Below are 16237 nucleotides of genomic sequence, written 5' to 3'. Positions count from 1 at the left end.
TTATTTTGACTCCTGTCGCCTATGGTGAAATCTTAGCGGGTTTCAGATTTCTGGCTTTGTAAAACATCTCCAAACTATCGCGATCGCCGACAAAACGCCAGTGCCACGGCTCATAACTCACGCCTTGAGCATTATCTTTAGGAAATGACATTTCAAAGCCAAAACGCGCTGCATTAGCTTGCAGCCACTGATAAGCCTTAGTATGGTCAAAGTTAGTTTGGGTATCAGTTGCTGGTACTGCTCCGTCTCCAACATCCACAGCATAACCTGTGTGATGTTCGCTATGACCAGGAGGAGCGCTGAGGGCGGCTCGTTGTGCTGGCGTTTGATTTCGTTGGGCACCGACAGCAAAAAATAACTGCTCCTGGTCTTTGACTGAGCGAAAGCCAGAAAGTGGCACTATTATTACACCTGAACGCCGCGCTGCTGCTACCATCTCCTCAAACTTTTGGGCAGCAGGTTTTCGCATTCTAATGCCCCTGTTTGCGGAGATAGTTACTAGTTCTGACTCAGGCGCTTCTGGGTATAGAAAATGCCCTAACACAGTATCGCTGGAATTATTAGCTGCTGCTGGACTTGCAGGAGCAGAAGTGGCTGGTAAAGGTTGAGAATCGACGGTTTTTTTAGGCGCACTGACGAAATACAAAAAACCGCTAATTAAAGACAGGAGGATAAATCCTGCAACTCCCCCAATCAGCCAAATTCGGGGTTGCAACCAAAATTTAGGTGTTGCATCAGGGGTATCGCGTACAGCCACTGGAATATCATCGTCAAAATCATTCGATGAGTTTTGCGGTTTTCCAGAAAACCCAGCCTTATTCAAGGGTAAACTCCTGTTTTTGTGGGATAACCATAACAGATTTTGCACTGGACAAAAGTAAACGTAACAGGTAGCATTTTACATCTGTGGTTCTTAGGCGCAATCTTGACAAACCTCTTAGAACTATACGTCAAGCTGGGTGGATTAGTCCTGGTAGGTTTTATTCTGGGACGCAAACTTCCTGTGACAGTTCCTACACGTTTGGGACAGTTTCTTTTTTGGGTTGGAGTACCCATCAGCATAGTATCGTTTTTGCGTCAATCTAGCTTGTCGGGGCAAATTTGGATTGCACCTGCCTTCGCTTACCTCGCCATTTTATTGGGAGCATTTTTAGCTTGGTTAGGGATTAAAGGACAAGCCTATTTTAGAAATACTGTCCCTCAAGCACCAACTCAGGCTAGCTTGATATTAGCAGCAATGTTGGGTAATACAGGTTATCTTGGCTTTCCGATTACTTTAGCAATACTAGGCAAGGAATACTTTGCTTGGGCGCTATTTTATGATTTGTTAGGTTCATTCCCAGGAGCTTATGGCTTGGGTGTTCTAATAGCAGCCCGTTTTGGCGGCGGTGTCCAGAATCGTTGGCAGATTATTAAGGCCATTTTAATTAATCCTGCCCTATGGAGTTTCGGATTTGGCTTGCTGGTTCGAGAAGCGACAATTCCCACAGTAGTAGAATTCTGTTTGGAGAAATTTGCTTGGAGTAGTGTAGCTTTATCTCTAGTGTTAATAGGAATGCGACTAGGGCTGCTCAAATCTTGGCGTAGTTTACCACAAGCAGGGATGAGCTTGGGAATCAAAATGCTGCTAGTTCCCTTGATATTGGGGAGTATTTTACCACTGTTTGGATTAACTGGTTCTACAGCAAAGGTAATTGTCTTACAAATGGCAATGCCTCCAGCTTTCGGCACACTGGTAATTGCTGAGACATTCAATCTTGATCGCGATCTGGCAGTTACTGCCTTAGCCGTTGGCGCTATATTATTGCTGCTTACTCTCCCACTTTGGCTGTGGCTATTTTGATTTTAGATTTATGGATTTTCAGAAATTAAATTATTCAATTTTGGGAGTGAAGATGATTGTTAGATTCTTCCTCCCCTGCAACGCCAGCTCGCCAAAGTAATGGGATATTTTTTTAGTTGAAAGTTCATTAGAAGTATTATGTATCTTGTACTGGATGCTGCCCATAATATGGTAGAGCCTCTGACCAATTAGGACACTTGCCCTCTTGCCAATCGAGATTAGCTAGTTCTAAAATACTTATCACCGTCTCTGCTAACCCAGATTGAGCTTGAATTAACTGATAATTAGTGTTCCAATTAGCTAAAGTTTCCTGCCATGCTTCTGGTGTCAACACTCTATCTGACAAACACGCTTTTAGTTTAGAAACATCTGGCTCAAACTGATAAATAGCAGCAAAAATTTGACCTCGTTGTGCTGGCATTTCCACAGCAATAGTTTTTATATTTTGACTTTTGCCTGCTTCTGACCAAGCTACCGCAGCCAAAGTTGAAATTGCAAACACGGGGATATCTAACTGTTGCCCTAAAGTCCGAGCAGTGACAACACCAATTCGAGTTCCTGTAAAGCCGCCAGGCCCTTTTGCAACTGCGATAAAGGACAAATCTGCCCAAGTTTGCGGTTTGATAAATTCAATTAAATATTGATGCACTAAGCTTGATAATTCACGCCCTAAATTCCAAATTTGAGAGCGATTTTCACCAGCAAAGTTACTAATTGCCAAACCTAATTCTGGTGTGGTGGTATGTAGTCCTAAAGCGTATTTATTTATTGCAAGGTCTTTTAGTTCCGTTGTCAAAATTATTTAAAATATCTATTTTTATAAAGTTAACCTTATTTATTTAAATATATAACATAGCGGTTCTTAATTAAATAGACTACAGAAAGAAGTCTCATGGCAAAGGTCTTACTATTTCAACAAAATTAGAAGACAATGGAGCAAACACCCGTCGAAAACGATCGCAAATATTCACTTGCTGTTCACTTTCTAATAGCGATCGCTTTCCTGACATCTCCTCCCTTTACCATAAATTCGCTGATAAATAAAATTTCATTACAGTAGTTTTCATGTATTTGAACCACATCTGACATAAGAGCACAGCATTGCTGTGCCCCTACCGCCTGTCTATTTACCTGAAAATAGCTGTAAGATACACCAATCATTTTCTGTCAAGTCGGCACTAATTCACCAGGACGCAACTTCGACCATTTACCCGTTTCTCGCTTAAAGCTCAGACAACCAACAACATCCCATTCCATTTCAATGACATCATCTTTAGTCCGAATGTTGACATTGATGGAAGGTTCATTCGGATCAAAACTTGGTGTTTCGGTCAAATGAGGCTGTTGGTGCTGCCCTTCTACAGCATGATAGGTAACACATCGGTCTACATAGTGGCAATTCACGCAAATACACATAATAGAACCAACTCCAGGGGCCTTTATTGTTAATCTAACGTAAGCCCAACTGTTATTCATGAGTTGCTGGGTTGATTTTTATTACAATGCTTGAAGAAGAATTCAGAATTCAGAAGTCAGAATTCAGGAGTAGAGCAAGGAAAGTCCGCCTTTGGTCAAAATCAACAGCGTGGGGGATCTAAACCTGCCACTGACAGCGTAGCCTCTACTCTTCTCTACAAGATGCTACTCTTAGCTTGCTTTACCGTAGGAGTACACAATCTAAAATCTAAAATCCAAAATGGTATTAGCTCCCGAAAATTGGCCTTTCAGCTTGGAATTTTTACCACAACCAGCTTACATGGTAGGTGGCGCTGTCCGAGATGCTATCCTTGGCAGAACTCGCGCATATCTGGATTTAGATTTTGTTATACCATCTAAGGCGGTAAAGGTAGCGAGAGCGATCGCTCATCATTACAAAGCTGGTTTTGTGTTACTCGATGCAGAACGACAAATTGCGCGTGTGGTTTTTCCCCACGCTACGGCTGACTTTGCCCAGCAGGAAGGAGATAGTATAGATGTTGATTTGCACAGACGGGATTTTACAGTAAATGCGATCGCTTATAATCCCCATACCCAAGAAATCATCGATCCTCTGCAAGGTTGTGCAGACTTGCAACAGGGCATTTTGCGAATGGTATCACCTGCAAACCTAGAAGATGACCCTTTACGGCTAATGCGAGGTTATCGCCAAGCCGCCCAACTAGGTTTTACTATTGAGCCAGCTACCCAAGCCGCAATTCGTTCTTTAGCATCACATATCAGCCAAGTTGCAGCCGAACGAGTTAGGGTAGAAATTGGCTATCTGCTGGCAAATTCTCAGGGTACTCCTTGGATTACAAGTGCTTGGGAAGATGGTTTACTTGCGCCTTTCTTCAAAAATGCCACTCGTGAAAGCTTGATAAAACTAGCAGCAGTTGACGAAGCAGCAGCTTTACTCAGCCAAAATTGGCAACAATTAGGGGAAAAACTGCAAGAATATGTCCGCGATAGTGTTAAAACTACTTGGTTAGGTATTGCCAAACTTGCTTGTCTTGTCAACCCAGCGCCAGAGTTAGCAGAAATAGAACTACAGGAACTAACTTATAGTCGTGCCGAAATTCGGGGTGTAACCACTGCCTTGAAACTGTTACCACAGCTTCAAGTAGTTGATATGTCCTTGCGAGAACAATATTTTTTCTTTCATGACGCAGATATTGTGTTTCCCGCTATGGCAGTCTTAGCTGTAGCACTTGATATTTTGGTAGAGGCGATGTCTGGTGACAAGCCACTACACACAGCAGTGGAAACCAAAGCAAAATGCTGCCAAGTTTTAGCACCTTTGATCAACCGCTACCTGAACCCTGATGATCTGGTCGCTCATCCCACTCCACTAGTGAGCGGGAAGGAGTTGATTATAGCATTAGATATTCCAGCTTCGCCAATTATCGGCCAACTGTTGAGAGAAATTGGCGTAGCACAAGCTGAGGGGAAAGTTTCAACAGCAACAGAGGCGATCGCTTATGCACGTCAGTTATGTAAACTACCCCACTTGCCTAGCAGCTGAGTAGCGACTGAGGTGCGATCGCCTCTGTTGCCCTGAGAATAATATCAAGTAACGTTAGTTGCACCAACCGCCATAACTTCAGACCATTGACTTACATGGTTATCATCTAAGACCGCTCGGACTCGATAACCAAGCTGAATTTTATGCATCAACAAGATTAATTCACGGTTGAGAAGTCCTTGTGATTTTTGGTTTTCATTAGATGCAGCTTGGATACGAAAGCAGCGATCGCTTTGACGTCGCAATTTTGGAGACTTGCCTTCCATAAACACCGCTTGTAGTTCGTACTCTTTAGCTTCGGGATATGGTTGCCAGCAAAGTTGCCAGTAAGTTGACCAGCGAATTAACTCTGTAGGTAATTCCTTGACCTCATCCGACAATGTAGAAGTAAGTCCGGTGATTGGAGGTTCTACCACCTGAACCTGATTAGAAGTGATGTCAGCATTTACAAGGTCAAATCCAGGTTTCCCAACCTTCTGTGCGGCTATAGATGAACCGTCATCAAGACTTAGCATCAGTCCGAATATCAAAGTAAACAGCAGAATCAATCGTAGGCACTGTAATTGCACTAGCGGCAAGATTTTCAAATTCATAATTATGCAAAAGTTATTGCTTACCACTCCACAGATGAAATCTTGCCGTTGTCAGCATAGATTGTTCGAGAACCGATAGCCGTTCTCGGAGCTACTGTAGAATTAAAGACTGCGCTTTTTTCCCCAACTGCTGAGTTGTTGCCAATAACTGAGCGGAATATAACGGAGTTCGGTGCTAGCCCTACGGAATCATCTATCCTGGTTTGAGGGCCATTAGCAACACCATTGACAACTTGTCTACCACCATGAACTAGAACACGAGGCCCGTAGCCAATATTATCACCGAGAGTCAAGCTAGTTGTTGCTAAAGCGTGAAAGACAACATCGTTTGCCATCCCAGCAATTTTCCCGACATTAAAAGGTTGACCCTCATCAGCACGCAGGGAAATTCCATTACCTATTTTGTCAGTCAGGCCTATTTTGTCATTCAGGGTTGCGAAAGAATCTTCCAGAACGACATTACCGATGATGCGATTACGGAAGGTAAAATCGCGAGTTACAACCCCACCTATCTGCGGCAGACCTCCGGGGTTAAAAGATGTGACTGGAGCGAAATTTATGCCTTGTACATTTGACAAGTCTATTCTGGCCAATTCTGTGTAACCTTTGGCAAATGCTTCATTGACTTCAATGATGCCTTCAAGCAATGCAACGTCGGCTTCTGTCAGGTTTGCCACCTTCCCTAAACTACCGCTAGTAGCTTCTAGGTTCGTTGTGACGTTTTTACCTGGCAGGACAACTTTACCAGCAGGTAAGGTAACACCAGGGCCAACCCGCGAGAGAAAGTTGACTACCGTGTTGCTTTCTATAGTTGCACCATCTACTTCACAGTTGAAGCTGAGAAATGTCTCTGGAATATCGTTCTTGAACTGAGCATTGGTAATCGGGTTGCTAAAAGGCCCGGTTGAGCCTTGAGTCCCGATTTTGGCTGCACCTTTGATAGTGGCCATGTGTGCCATAATTACTCGCGGCCCAATATCCACTCCCGTTCCCGAAGCTATAATTCTCACTTGGTCTTGGACGTTAGAATCATCCGCGATGCTAATGGGGGCAATAGTAGCGTCTAACTTGGCAAATGGCGCTACGTAGACTTTTTTACCCAAGCGAATATTTGTTGGATTGATGATTGTCGCAGTAGGATCAAGGAAACTAGCTGACTTTGACGGTGCTGTGCTTGGGCATATAGGTAGGTTATGTGAAGTTGGATTACACCCTCCTCCAGAAGCAACGGCGGGTTGTTTATGCACCTGTGTACCTATGACAAGTGCAAGGATAATTGCAGCTAAGGCGCTAAAAATTGCGCGAGGTTTGAACATGAAAAACTCCTCACGGTGTTTGAAATATTTGGTTACGGCAGAATCGGAGTTAACGAGTTAGAGATATAGTCAGGTGGGGAGCAGGCGTAGGAATTACCAAAAAATCACAATTCCTTACTCTTGATTCTCAAGCTAAATCTACTCAGAACTTTTTCTAGCCAAAGGTCTAAGCATTCCAAAAACCCGCCAAATTGAAAAACTTTAGTGGGCTATAAAGGTCGAAGCTGTAACTGTCGTTGTTGCCGAAGCAACCGCCTGATTGTAGACTGTCTGCCAAGCTTCTGGCCCAGCAGTGGATTGTCCATAGACTTGTGTGCTAAATGCTAACGTTAAGCCAAATGCAAGTAGACCGAATAATATCGTGCGACGTTTAAACACTATTCCTCCATACCTAATAGTTCACCAAGTTACTTTGGCAAGGTAAACCGAAAAGATAAAGGAATAAACCTTTAACTTTTCCTTTTGCCTATAACCGACAATTTTGGCTTGATGAAATATCATTGCTATCAACTAGCATCCTACTATACACCTACTTGCTGTTTCATGCTAGAGCTTTTGATATTGATAAAAATTATGTTGAGCATAAGACTGTTATCCAAGATTAATCAGAAGGAGTCAGAGAATGCGTGAATTACTCAAATGAGAAAGCAAACTGGGGTTTGAGTAACTAAAAGCACCTTTTGAGAAAGTAAAAGCTGCTTTTGTTTGCGGAAAACATTAAAATAAGAAAGCAAACTGGGGTTTGAGAAAGTAAAAGCTGCTTTTGCTTGCGTAAAACACTAAAATGAAAAACCAAAAGCTTCTTTTGTTTGTGGAAAACACTCAAATGCAACATTAAAAGCTGCTTTTGAAGAAGTAAAAGCTGCTTTTGTTTGTGGAAAACACTCAAATGCGACATTAAAAGCTGCTTTTGAAGAAGTAAAAGCTCATATTGAATAAGTAATCAGGCATTTTTACTTATTGAATATGAATTTGAGTATAAGCGATACCTTTGGTGAGCTTCTCTACGAGACGCTCCGCGATCGCTAAGGTGCTTTTCAGTTTTATCACGGTACGCTTTGTACAAAACTAGCTTATTCTGGATTTGGGGGGAGGCGATCGCGCAAATATTTCAGATTTTCACGGAAAGTAATTGTATTGGGATGATTTACCCCTAAACTAAGTTCAGCAATTTCCAAAGCTTGGATGAAAAGGGGTTCAGCTTCGCTATATTTGCCTTGGCAGTTATAGAGTCCCGCTAGGTTGTGGAGGCTAGTAGCGACATAAGGATGTTCTTCTCCTAACAGCTTGCGGTAGAGTGCCAAAGCTTGAATGTAAAGGGTTTCGGCTTCGCTGTATTTGCCGTGAGAACGGTAGAGTCCCGCTAGGTTGTTGAGGCTTTGGGCGACATAAGGATGTTCTTCTGGCAGCATCTGGCGCATAAGTGCCAAAGCTTGGATAAAAAGGGATTCGACTTCGCTGTATCTGCCTTGGCAGGTGTAGAGTTCTGCGAGGTTGTTGAGACTTTGGGCGACATCTGGATGTTCTTCTGGCAGCAGGTTGCGTCTGAGTGCCAAAGCTTGGATAAAAAGGGGTTCGGCTTCGCGGTATCTGCCTTGGGAACAGTAGATTCCCGCAAGGTTGTTGAGGCTTTGGGCGACATAAGGATGTTCTTCTCCTAGCAGCTGGCGCGTAAGTGCCAAATCTTTGATGTAAAGGGGTTCGGCTTCGTCGTATCTGCCTTGGCAGGTGTAGAGTCCCGCTAAATTGTAAAGGCTAGTGGCGACATCTGGATGTTCATCTCCAAGCAGCTTGCGTCTGAGTGCCAAAGCTTGGATGTAAAGGGGTTCGGCTTCGCTGTATCTGTCTTGGCAAGTGTAGAGTAACGCTAGGTTATTGAGGCTTTGGACGACATAAGGATGTTCATCTCCAAGCAGCTGGCGTCTGAGTGCTAAAGCTTGGATAAAAAGGGGTTCGGCTTCGCTGTATCTACCTTGGGAGTTGTAGAGTTCTGCTAGACCGTTGAGGCTAGCAGCGACAGATGGATGTTCATCTCCAAGCAGGTTGCGTCTGAGTACCAAAGCTTGGATAAAAAGGGGTTCAGCTTCGCTGTATCTACCTTGGGAATGGTAGAGTTCTGCGAGGTTGTTGAGGCTAAGTGCGACATCTGGATGTTCTTCTGGCAGTAGCTGGCGCATGAGTGCCAAAGCTTGGATAAAAAGGGGTTCGGCTTCACTGTATCTACCTTGGAAATGGTAAAGTTCTGCGAGGTTGTTGAGGCATCGGGCGACAGATGGATTTTCTTCTGGCAGCAGATGGCGCATGAGTGCCAAAGCTTGGATAAAAAGGGGTTCGGCTTCGCTATATCTGCCTTGGGAACGGTAGAGTAACGCGAGGTTGTTGAGGCTAGCAGCGACAGATAGATGTTCCTCTCCCAGCACCTGGCGCGTGAGTGCCAAAGCTTGGATAAAAAGGGGTTCGGCTTCGCTATATCTGCCTTGGGAACGGTAGAGTCCCGCTAGTTTATCGAGGCTATTAGCGACAGATAGATGTTCATCTCCGAACAACTTACGCGTGAGTGTCAAAGCTTGGATAAAAAGGGGTTCGGCTTCGCTGCATCTGCCTTGAAATTCGTAGAATCCCGCTAGTTTATTGAGGCTAGTAGCGACATCTGGATGTTCCTCTCGGAGCAACTTACGCATAAGTACCAAACCTTGGATGTAAAGGGGTTCAGCTTCGCTGTATCTGCCTTGGGAGTTGTAGAGTTCTGCAAGGTTGTTGAGGCCTTGTGCGACAGATGGATGTTCCTCTCCCAGCACCTGGCGCATAAGTGCCAAAGCTTGGATGTAAAGGGGTTCGGCTTCGCTGTATCTGCCTTGATAACGGTAGAGTTCCCCCAGGTTGTTGAGGCTAAGTGCAACATTTGGATGTTCATCTCCCAGCACCTGGCGCATGAGTGCCAAAGCTTGGATAAAAAGGGGTTCGGCTTCGCTGTATCTGCCTTGGTGATAGTAGAGTCCCGCTAGGTTGTTGAGGCTAGTGGCAACATCTGGATGTTCATCTCCGAGCAGCTTGCGCCTGAGTGCCAAAGCTTGGATAAGAAGGGGTTCGGCTTCGTTGTATCTGCCTTGGGAGTTGTAGAGTTCCGCTAGGTTGTTGAGGCTAGTGGCGACATCTGGATGTGCATCTCCCAGTAGCTGGCGCATAAGTGCCAAAGCTTGGATGTAAAGGGGTTCGGCTTCGCTGTATCTACCTTGGGAACGGTAGAGTTCCGCTAAGTTGTTGAGGGTAACACCGACATCTGGATGTTCATCTCCGAGCAACTTACGCCTGAGTGCCAAAGCTTGGATAAGAAGGGGTTCAGCTTCGCTGTATCTGCCTTGGTAATAGTAGAGTCCCGCAAGGTTGCTGAGGCTAAGTGCGACCTCTGGATGTTCTTCTTCCAGCAACAGCACCTTGAGTACCAAAGCTTGGCTGTGAAGGGATTCGGCTTCACTATATCTGCCTTGGTAACGGTAGAGTTCCGCTAAGTTGTTGAGGCTTTGTGCGACATCTGGATGTAGTTCTCCCAGCAGCTGACGCCTAAGTGCCAAAGCTTGGATGTAAAGGGGTTCGGCTTCACTGTATCTGCCTTGGTTACGGTAGAGTAACGCTAGGTTGTTGAAGCTTTGGGCGACATCTGGATGTTCTTCTCCTAAGCACTTTTTAGTGACTTCTAGACATTGTTTACACCAGAATAAAGCTTGGTTATATAAACCTTGACCCTTGTAAAACCAAACGTTGCCGAGGAAAGGCCAAATTAAATCATCATTGCTGAGGTATTGAATGAGATGATTCGCTACTTCAGCTATATGAGGTATGGTGGGGGAAACAGCAGTGATTTGCTCAAGAGTGGGCGAGTCAGAAATCTTCTTGGCATCTACTATTATTACTCCACAAAGCGATCGCTTTAATTCCTCCACTTGATTGAACTCAGCTTGCTTGAGTTGAAAAAATTCCCGAATGAGTTGATGTAGTTGGTAGCTATCCTCACCTTGAAGCAGATGCAAATCTTCTAAATCAACTCTACTTTTTTCCAACTGTGTAGTATTTTTCCCAGTTTCTACACTTTCTACCAGTCTCCAGGGAATAGGAGCTAAAGCAAATAAACTCAGTAAAACACCTAACTCCTTGGCATAATCATTTAATTCTTCCCAACTTAACTCAAAAGCAGCAGCAACACCTCGTTTAACATTCAGCGTCCAAGCGCGGTCTTTTTCATCCCGTGCTAAAGATTCATGAGTTAACTTTTTTTCTTCTAACCGCCGCAACATTTCTGCTAAAGAGAGTCTCCGCTTTTTCACATACCTCCCCACCAAATTCAGCGCCAAAGGCAAATAACCTAAACGCTGACAGATTTCTTTCGCATCTTCTAATTCCTGTGCAACTTTTTCTGTTCCCACCCACTCTTGTAAAAGTTCTAGTGCTGCGGACTCACTTAAAACATCTAGAGTAAATGACTGGGGAAAATCTAACTGTAACCTGCTGGTAATTAGCAGCTTAAACCGGGGTGATTGTGGTGGTAAATATTGTTCTACTTTGGGGTAATCGTTGACATCATCCAGTACTACCAACACATTCCCATCGTGCCAGCGTGACCAACAGAAATCAACTTGCTGTGGTAAATCCCAATCTTCTGGTGGTTTTAATCCTAACTTAGCTATAGCAAACTGCAATATCTGAAGCCCAATATCTTCATCTCTAGCGCGTAACCAACAGATACCACCGGGGTAAGTGTTGAGTAGTAGGTGAATCAGTGCATACTGAGTTGCTAACTCTGTTTTTCCGACTCCTCCCATACCCTCAATTGCAGCAATCACCACCTGAGAACTGTGTTGTAGCCTTTCGTGCAGATTCACTAAAGTCTCAGCACGTCCGACAAACTTGACTACGCTACCACGAGGAATATTTTGAGGAATTTCCTTTGGTTTGAAAACGTCTGGCTGTTGAATAATAACCAGTAAATTCAGGATTTGGGTAATATCGCCTGTAGTCAGATTGCCGCCTACTTGAACATTTCGGAGAATGCTCTGTAAAATTTCTTCTGGGCTGTGATTTTTGCTCATAATTTTAGGCTTTCATGTCCACATTACCAAGGTCAAGATCGCCGCCAAATTGAGAATCAACCACCGCTTCTTGATTCACTGAACCGTCTCTTGTGGCTGACAAATTTATATTGCCGACTTTAGCCTTACCTTTTACCAGAATTCCTTTTATAACTATTTGATTAATCTGCGTTTGTGCCTCATTAGCTACAGCTTCCACAGCTTGGGCAATTTCAGGATCTTTCTTTGCCGCTTCCTCTACCTGCTGCCCAATGAGATAAGCTTGACCATAATCTAAAGGTTGTGTTTTAGCCTGTTCGATAACCTTCGCCGTGCTAGGTTCCTTGCGCTTCAGCAGAACTAACAACTTTTCGCCTTCATTCCAAGCCTTTTCACCGATGATTTCCCCAGTTTTTTCAAAGGCTTTGACGATTACCAAGGTTGCGATCGCACCTGCTGTCAGCGATACTGGCTCCATAAGTTTGCCAAAGTATACGAGATTTTACTTATGGCTCTCAGTTTAGCAGCCTCTTACCAGTTGTACAAAATTCATTCTTAATTCTGACTCCTGACTCCTGAATTCTGTTTTGATAAAACAATTTAAGGGACGACTCCAACAAGTGAAATCGTCCCTTTAAACTTATAAAAGTGAAATATTCCCTATCTACTTACCCTTGCAGGTTCAACCCACTCATCCCAAGAGCTATCGTAGCCATCATAAGTAATTTTATAAAGATCGTTACTAACTTCTAAAACCTGCCCTGGATACCATTTTCCTTTCCACAAAATTCTCACTGCATCGCCAACTTGAAATGATGCCCGAAAGCGTGTAGTGCCAACCCATTCATTCCAGGAACTATCATAACCATCGTAGGTAATATAGCATTTCTCATTATTAACCTTAAGTACCGTTGCCGGATACCATTTTTCCTTCCAAAGAACCTCAGCCTTTTGTCCTACAGAACAGGGTGAAGCAGCAAAAGCACTTGGAATCAATGTTCCTACCCAAGTTGCCATGAAAATAGCACCAAACAATACTTTATTTTTCATGATTCTTTCTATCCTCAAACAATAAAACGGGATTTTGATGATTTATGGAAATCTAGTTGAAAAATTTTCCCTAACTGTTACTATTGTTATGGGATTAAATTAGCGATCGCCTCAGCAAAAATTATGATTTATCGCTATTCTTTGTGAAGATATCAAAAGGCTCAGATCCCCGACTTATCGAAGAAGTCGGGGATCTTATTGTTCGTACTCATACTGAAACTGAAATTTACTATTTATCAATATTTTTTAAATTACCAACTCTAAATCTAATTTCATAAATTCCTAGCAAACCTGCTGCTACTAGCAAAGGTAAGAAATAGTAGACTCCGCGATAAGCTAACATTGATCCCAAAATTGCCGCAGCCGAAACTTTAGAAGAAAGAATCAGCAAAATTATAGTTTCAAATACTCCCAAACCACCAGGGACATTACTAACCACACCTGCAAACATCGCTAGTAAATAAATTCCCAAGAAGTCTAGATAAGACAAAGATATATTGCTAGGAAGCACAGCATAAAGAACTGCTGCTGCCAAAATCCAGTCAAAACTAGAAATTGCTATTTGAGCCAGGGATATTTTAAAAGAAGGAAATCGAAATTCTTGCCCACGAATTATTAACGGTTGTTTAATAAAAAGACTTCCAATTAAATAAATAGCGACTAATAGCAAAAAAATCACGCCGATGGGACGCACAGTAGTAAAAGGCAAATGTATTTGAGTGGGAATTTTGAGTGGGTTGATGAGAAACAAGAAACCTGCAACGGCAAACATCCCCAACCAAAAAGTAAAATTAGCAAAAGCAATTACTTGAGCGATCGCAACTGCTGAAACTCCCCAACTAGCATAAAATCGATAACGGATAGCACTGCCAGTTAGCAAGGCAAAACCGATGGTATTACTAAATGCAGAGCTAATAAAGCTGGTTAGAGCAATCTTGTTCCAACTTAAGGAGCGATTAATGTAGCTAAAACCTAAGATATCGTAGCCAATCATCACAAGATAACCCAACGCTGTCAGCCAAATTGCCCAGCTTAAGCGACTTTTGGGAATTGTTGCAAGGGAGTTGAGGATATCACGATAATTATACTCATGCAATTCGTTAGCGATCGCCCACACGCAAAGCACCAGCAACAACAAGCCAAACAAAGAACTGAAATTGAGTCGCAGCTTTTTAAGCATCATGAAGAAACTTATCCTAACTCTTGACTTTTAATTTACAACCAGTCGTAAATTTTCCATCCTGTTGACACAGCATTGACATATCATTTGCATAAGCTTTTGTAAAGCAAATATCGGCTACCCAATAAATGAACTACAAACAATCTAAAATTCTCTTACTAGTTTTAGTATTAACTCTTGTTGGCTGTAATTTCTCCCAAAGTACCGTAGCAAAACCACCACAACAGGATTTACAAACAAAGCCTTCCGTTCTTCCAACTCATTCCAATACTAGCGACTCAACTACTCCCCTAACCTACAAAATTGAAACCTACGATAGTCAGGTAATGGGCGCAAGTCGCACCTATGGCGTTTCTTTACCCCCTGGTTATGAAAAAAACCTAAAACAAAGCTATCCTGTAATATTTCTCCTCCACGGTGGACATGGTAATCCCAGTGATTGGTTTATTCAGAGTAAAGGACAAGCTCTTAAAACTGTAGAACAACTTTATACTAAAGGTAAGTTGCCACCCAGCATTATTATCACACCAGATGGTAACGACAAACGTGGCTCTAGCCCTTACCGAGATCCCGAATATATTGATGGCCCTAATGGTAAAGTCTCTACAGCCGTAGGGGATGAATTGGTAAAAGTTGTGCAAAGCCGTTATCGTACAATAAACAATCCAGATTTTTGGGCTATAGGTGGTTTATCTTCTGGTGGTTGGGGAGCAATGAATGTGGGATTACATAACCTAGATCATTTCTCGATTTTATTTAGTCATAGCGGTTATTTTCATGATAAAAGTGGCCCAATGAATAGCCCAATAAGTTATATCAAAACTATTCCTTTACAAACTCAAAAAAAATTGCGAATTTATCTAGATTCTGGTACATCAGATATTGAAGAAATCGACGAAGCTCAAAAGTTTAGCCAAGTACTAGATAAGCTAAAAGTTTATAATTTGTTTCGTCAGTTTCCTGGTAGCCACACTTGGAAATACTGGCGAGAACATTTATCCGATTCGTTGACATTTGTGGGAGAACAATTTCGAGTTTCTGAAATAGCGCATAGAACGGCCTTTGAGAAAGTCAAAAGTCAAAATCATTAGCAATTCGCAGTAAAAATCATATTGTATGTAGCATAGATTTTATAAATCCTTTGATATTTAAACATCAATGTGGAAAACTCAGCTGCAATTTTTCAGCAAATTAACTATAGTAAGTTCTAGTGGGGGTGATTTTTTAAACGTTAAATTAATATGAAGATTTCTAAATTTTTAATTAGTTTAGTAGGAGCGATCGCACTCCTTACTACTGCTGGTTATTATTATGTATTCATCTTAGGTGCGCCACAATTAGACCCACCTCAAGAAGAGGCAAATACTGGGCTAAAGTTTCAATTAGCAAGCTTTAACTCCCAAGCGATGGGTGCAGTCCGCAACTATGGCGTGATTTTGCCGCCTGGTTATAATAAAAATCAACAAAAGCGGTATCCTGTGATATTATTACTACACGGTGGTCATGATGATGCCCGTGCTTACGCTGATAAATATGCCATCTTAGATGTATTGCATGAACTTTATAAAAGTGGAAAATTACCGCCATCGATTGTAATTACACCTGATGGTAATGATAATCGGGGTTCTAGTCCTTTATACGACCCCGATTATTTTGATGGGCCGAATGGTAAAGTTGGGACTTTAATTGGTTCAGAACTAGTGCAAGTTGTCAAGTCACGCTACCGCACTTTAGAAGAACCCCAGTTTTGGGCGTTGGGAGGTCTTTCTTCTGGAGGATGGGGGGCTTTTAATATCGGGTTACGCCATCTCAACAACTTCCACATTCTGTTTAGTCATAGCGGTTATTTTACCGATAATAGCGGTTCGCAAAATAGCCCCCAACAAATCGTGCAACAGCTACCAATTGAAGATAGGAAGCGATTGCGTGTTTACTTAGATGCGGGTTTGAATGATACTAATTTGCTGGCTTCTACCAAAGATTTCAACGATACCTTAAACAAATTAGGTATTGCTCACGTATTTTATGCCTTTCCAGGAGGTCATGGTTTGTCTGGTGCTGATATAGGCTGGAACTACTTCCACAAGCATCTTAAAGATTCCCTCTCTTATGTAGGGGAACAGTTTAAAAAATTCGGAGTTAAGAGTTAAAATTTGAAAACTCAGGTTCTATTGCTCTAACTGTGCTATGG

The 16237-nt window shown here is 42.7% G+C and carries 15 protein-coding genes; 5 read left to right on the top strand and 10 right to left on the bottom strand.

Annotated elements, in window-relative coordinates; translation table 11 throughout:
* Positions 1 to 19 precede the first annotated feature (19 nt).
* A complete protein-coding gene (locus tag RMY00_RS21580) occupies positions 20 to 823 on the bottom strand; it encodes a M15 family metallopeptidase (protein ID WP_322649495.1) in 804 nt (267 codons plus the stop codon).
* A 102-nt stretch (positions 824 to 925) separates the two neighbouring features.
* On the opposite strand from RMY00_RS21580, the gene RMY00_RS21575 reads away from it, so the two are divergent.
* Entirely contained in the window at positions 926 to 1843 is a 918-nt protein-coding gene (locus RMY00_RS21575) for an AEC family transporter (protein WP_322649572.1), read from the top strand.
* Positions 1844 to 1979: 136 nt separating this feature from the next.
* Here the strand turns inward: RMY00_RS21575 and tsaB are convergent, their stop codons facing one another.
* A complete protein-coding gene (gene tsaB / locus RMY00_RS21570) occupies positions 1980 to 2639 on the bottom strand; it encodes a tRNA (adenosine(37)-N6)-threonylcarbamoyltransferase complex dimerization subunit type 1 TsaB (protein ID WP_322649494.1) in 660 nt (219 codons plus the stop codon).
* 135 nt (positions 2640 to 2774) lie between these two features.
* Between tsaB and RMY00_RS21565 the strand changes: the two genes are divergently transcribed.
* Positions 2775 to 2903, top strand: coding sequence for a hypothetical protein (locus tag RMY00_RS21565; RefSeq protein ID WP_322649493.1), 129 nt, complete (start codon positions 2775 to 2777; stop codon positions 2901 to 2903).
* Positions 2904 to 3010: 107 nt separating this feature from the next.
* Here RMY00_RS21565 and RMY00_RS21560 read toward each other — a convergent pair whose 3' ends face one another.
* Positions 3011 to 3259, bottom strand: a complete 249-nt coding sequence (locus tag RMY00_RS21560; RefSeq protein WP_109012457.1) for a Ycf34 family protein — start codon at positions 3257 to 3259, stop codon at positions 3011 to 3013.
* 280 nt (positions 3260 to 3539) lie between these two features.
* On the opposite strand from RMY00_RS21560, the gene RMY00_RS21555 reads away from it, so the two are divergent.
* Entirely contained in the window at positions 3540 to 4844 is a 1305-nt protein-coding gene (locus RMY00_RS21555) for a CCA tRNA nucleotidyltransferase (RefSeq protein ID WP_322649492.1), read from the top strand.
* A 44-nt stretch (positions 4845 to 4888) separates the two neighbouring features.
* Here the strand turns inward: RMY00_RS21555 and RMY00_RS21550 are convergent, their stop codons facing one another.
* The 7 genes from RMY00_RS21550 to RMY00_RS21520 all read right to left on the bottom strand — a co-directional run bounded on the left by RMY00_RS21550 (position 4889) and on the right by RMY00_RS21520 (position 14046).
* Positions 4889 to 5437 (bottom strand): hypothetical protein, encoded by a 549-nt coding sequence (locus RMY00_RS21550; protein ID WP_322649491.1) that lies wholly within the window; start codon positions 5435 to 5437, stop codon positions 4889 to 4891.
* Positions 5438 to 5457: 20 nt separating this feature from the next.
* Complete coding sequence (locus tag RMY00_RS21545; RefSeq protein ID WP_322649490.1) at positions 5458 to 6753, bottom strand: acetyltransferase; 1296 nt, start codon at positions 6751 to 6753, stop codon at positions 5458 to 5460.
* Between the two features lie 201 nt (positions 6754 to 6954).
* A complete protein-coding gene (locus RMY00_RS21540; RefSeq protein ID WP_322649489.1) occupies positions 6955 to 7131 on the bottom strand; it encodes a hypothetical protein in 177 nt (58 codons plus the stop codon).
* Between the two features lie 695 nt (positions 7132 to 7826).
* Positions 7827 to 11837 carry a tetratricopeptide repeat protein gene (locus tag RMY00_RS21535; protein ID WP_322649488.1) on the bottom strand — a complete coding sequence of 1337 codons (4011 nt, stop codon included), beginning with the start codon at positions 11835 to 11837 and terminating at the stop codon, positions 7827 to 7829.
* Between the two features lie 4 nt (positions 11838 to 11841).
* A complete protein-coding gene (locus tag RMY00_RS21530; RefSeq protein ID WP_322649487.1) occupies positions 11842 to 12294 on the bottom strand; it encodes a hypothetical protein in 453 nt (150 codons plus the stop codon).
* Positions 12295 to 12476: 182 nt separating this feature from the next.
* Positions 12477 to 12866, bottom strand: a complete 390-nt coding sequence (locus RMY00_RS21525; RefSeq protein WP_322649486.1) for an agenet domain-containing protein — start codon at positions 12864 to 12866, stop codon at positions 12477 to 12479.
* A 229-nt stretch (positions 12867 to 13095) separates the two neighbouring features.
* Positions 13096 to 14046: a lysylphosphatidylglycerol synthase domain-containing protein gene (locus RMY00_RS21520; RefSeq protein ID WP_322649571.1), complete on the bottom strand. Its 951-nt coding sequence runs from the start codon at positions 14044 to 14046 to the stop codon at positions 13096 to 13098.
* A gap of 128 nt (positions 14047 to 14174) precedes the next feature.
* On the opposite strand from RMY00_RS21520, the gene RMY00_RS21515 reads away from it, so the two are divergent.
* Together RMY00_RS21515 and RMY00_RS21510 are read left to right on the top strand one after the other, a co-directional pair.
* Complete coding sequence (locus RMY00_RS21515; RefSeq protein ID WP_322649485.1) at positions 14175 to 15137, top strand: alpha/beta hydrolase; 963 nt, start codon at positions 14175 to 14177, stop codon at positions 15135 to 15137.
* 150 nt (positions 15138 to 15287) lie between these two features.
* Positions 15288 to 16196 carry an alpha/beta hydrolase gene (locus RMY00_RS21510; RefSeq protein ID WP_322649484.1) on the top strand — a complete coding sequence of 303 codons (909 nt, stop codon included), beginning with the start codon at positions 15288 to 15290 and terminating at the stop codon, positions 16194 to 16196.
* Positions 16197 to 16237 lie beyond the last annotated feature (41 nt).

It is taken from the genome of Nostoc sp. ChiVER01, from assembly GCF_034531155.1.
Lineage (GTDB): Bacteria > Cyanobacteriota > Cyanobacteriia > Cyanobacteriales > Nostocaceae > Nostoc.
The sequence above is the reverse complement of the archived record's forward strand: the minus strand, read 5'-3'. Positions and strand labels throughout refer to the sequence as shown.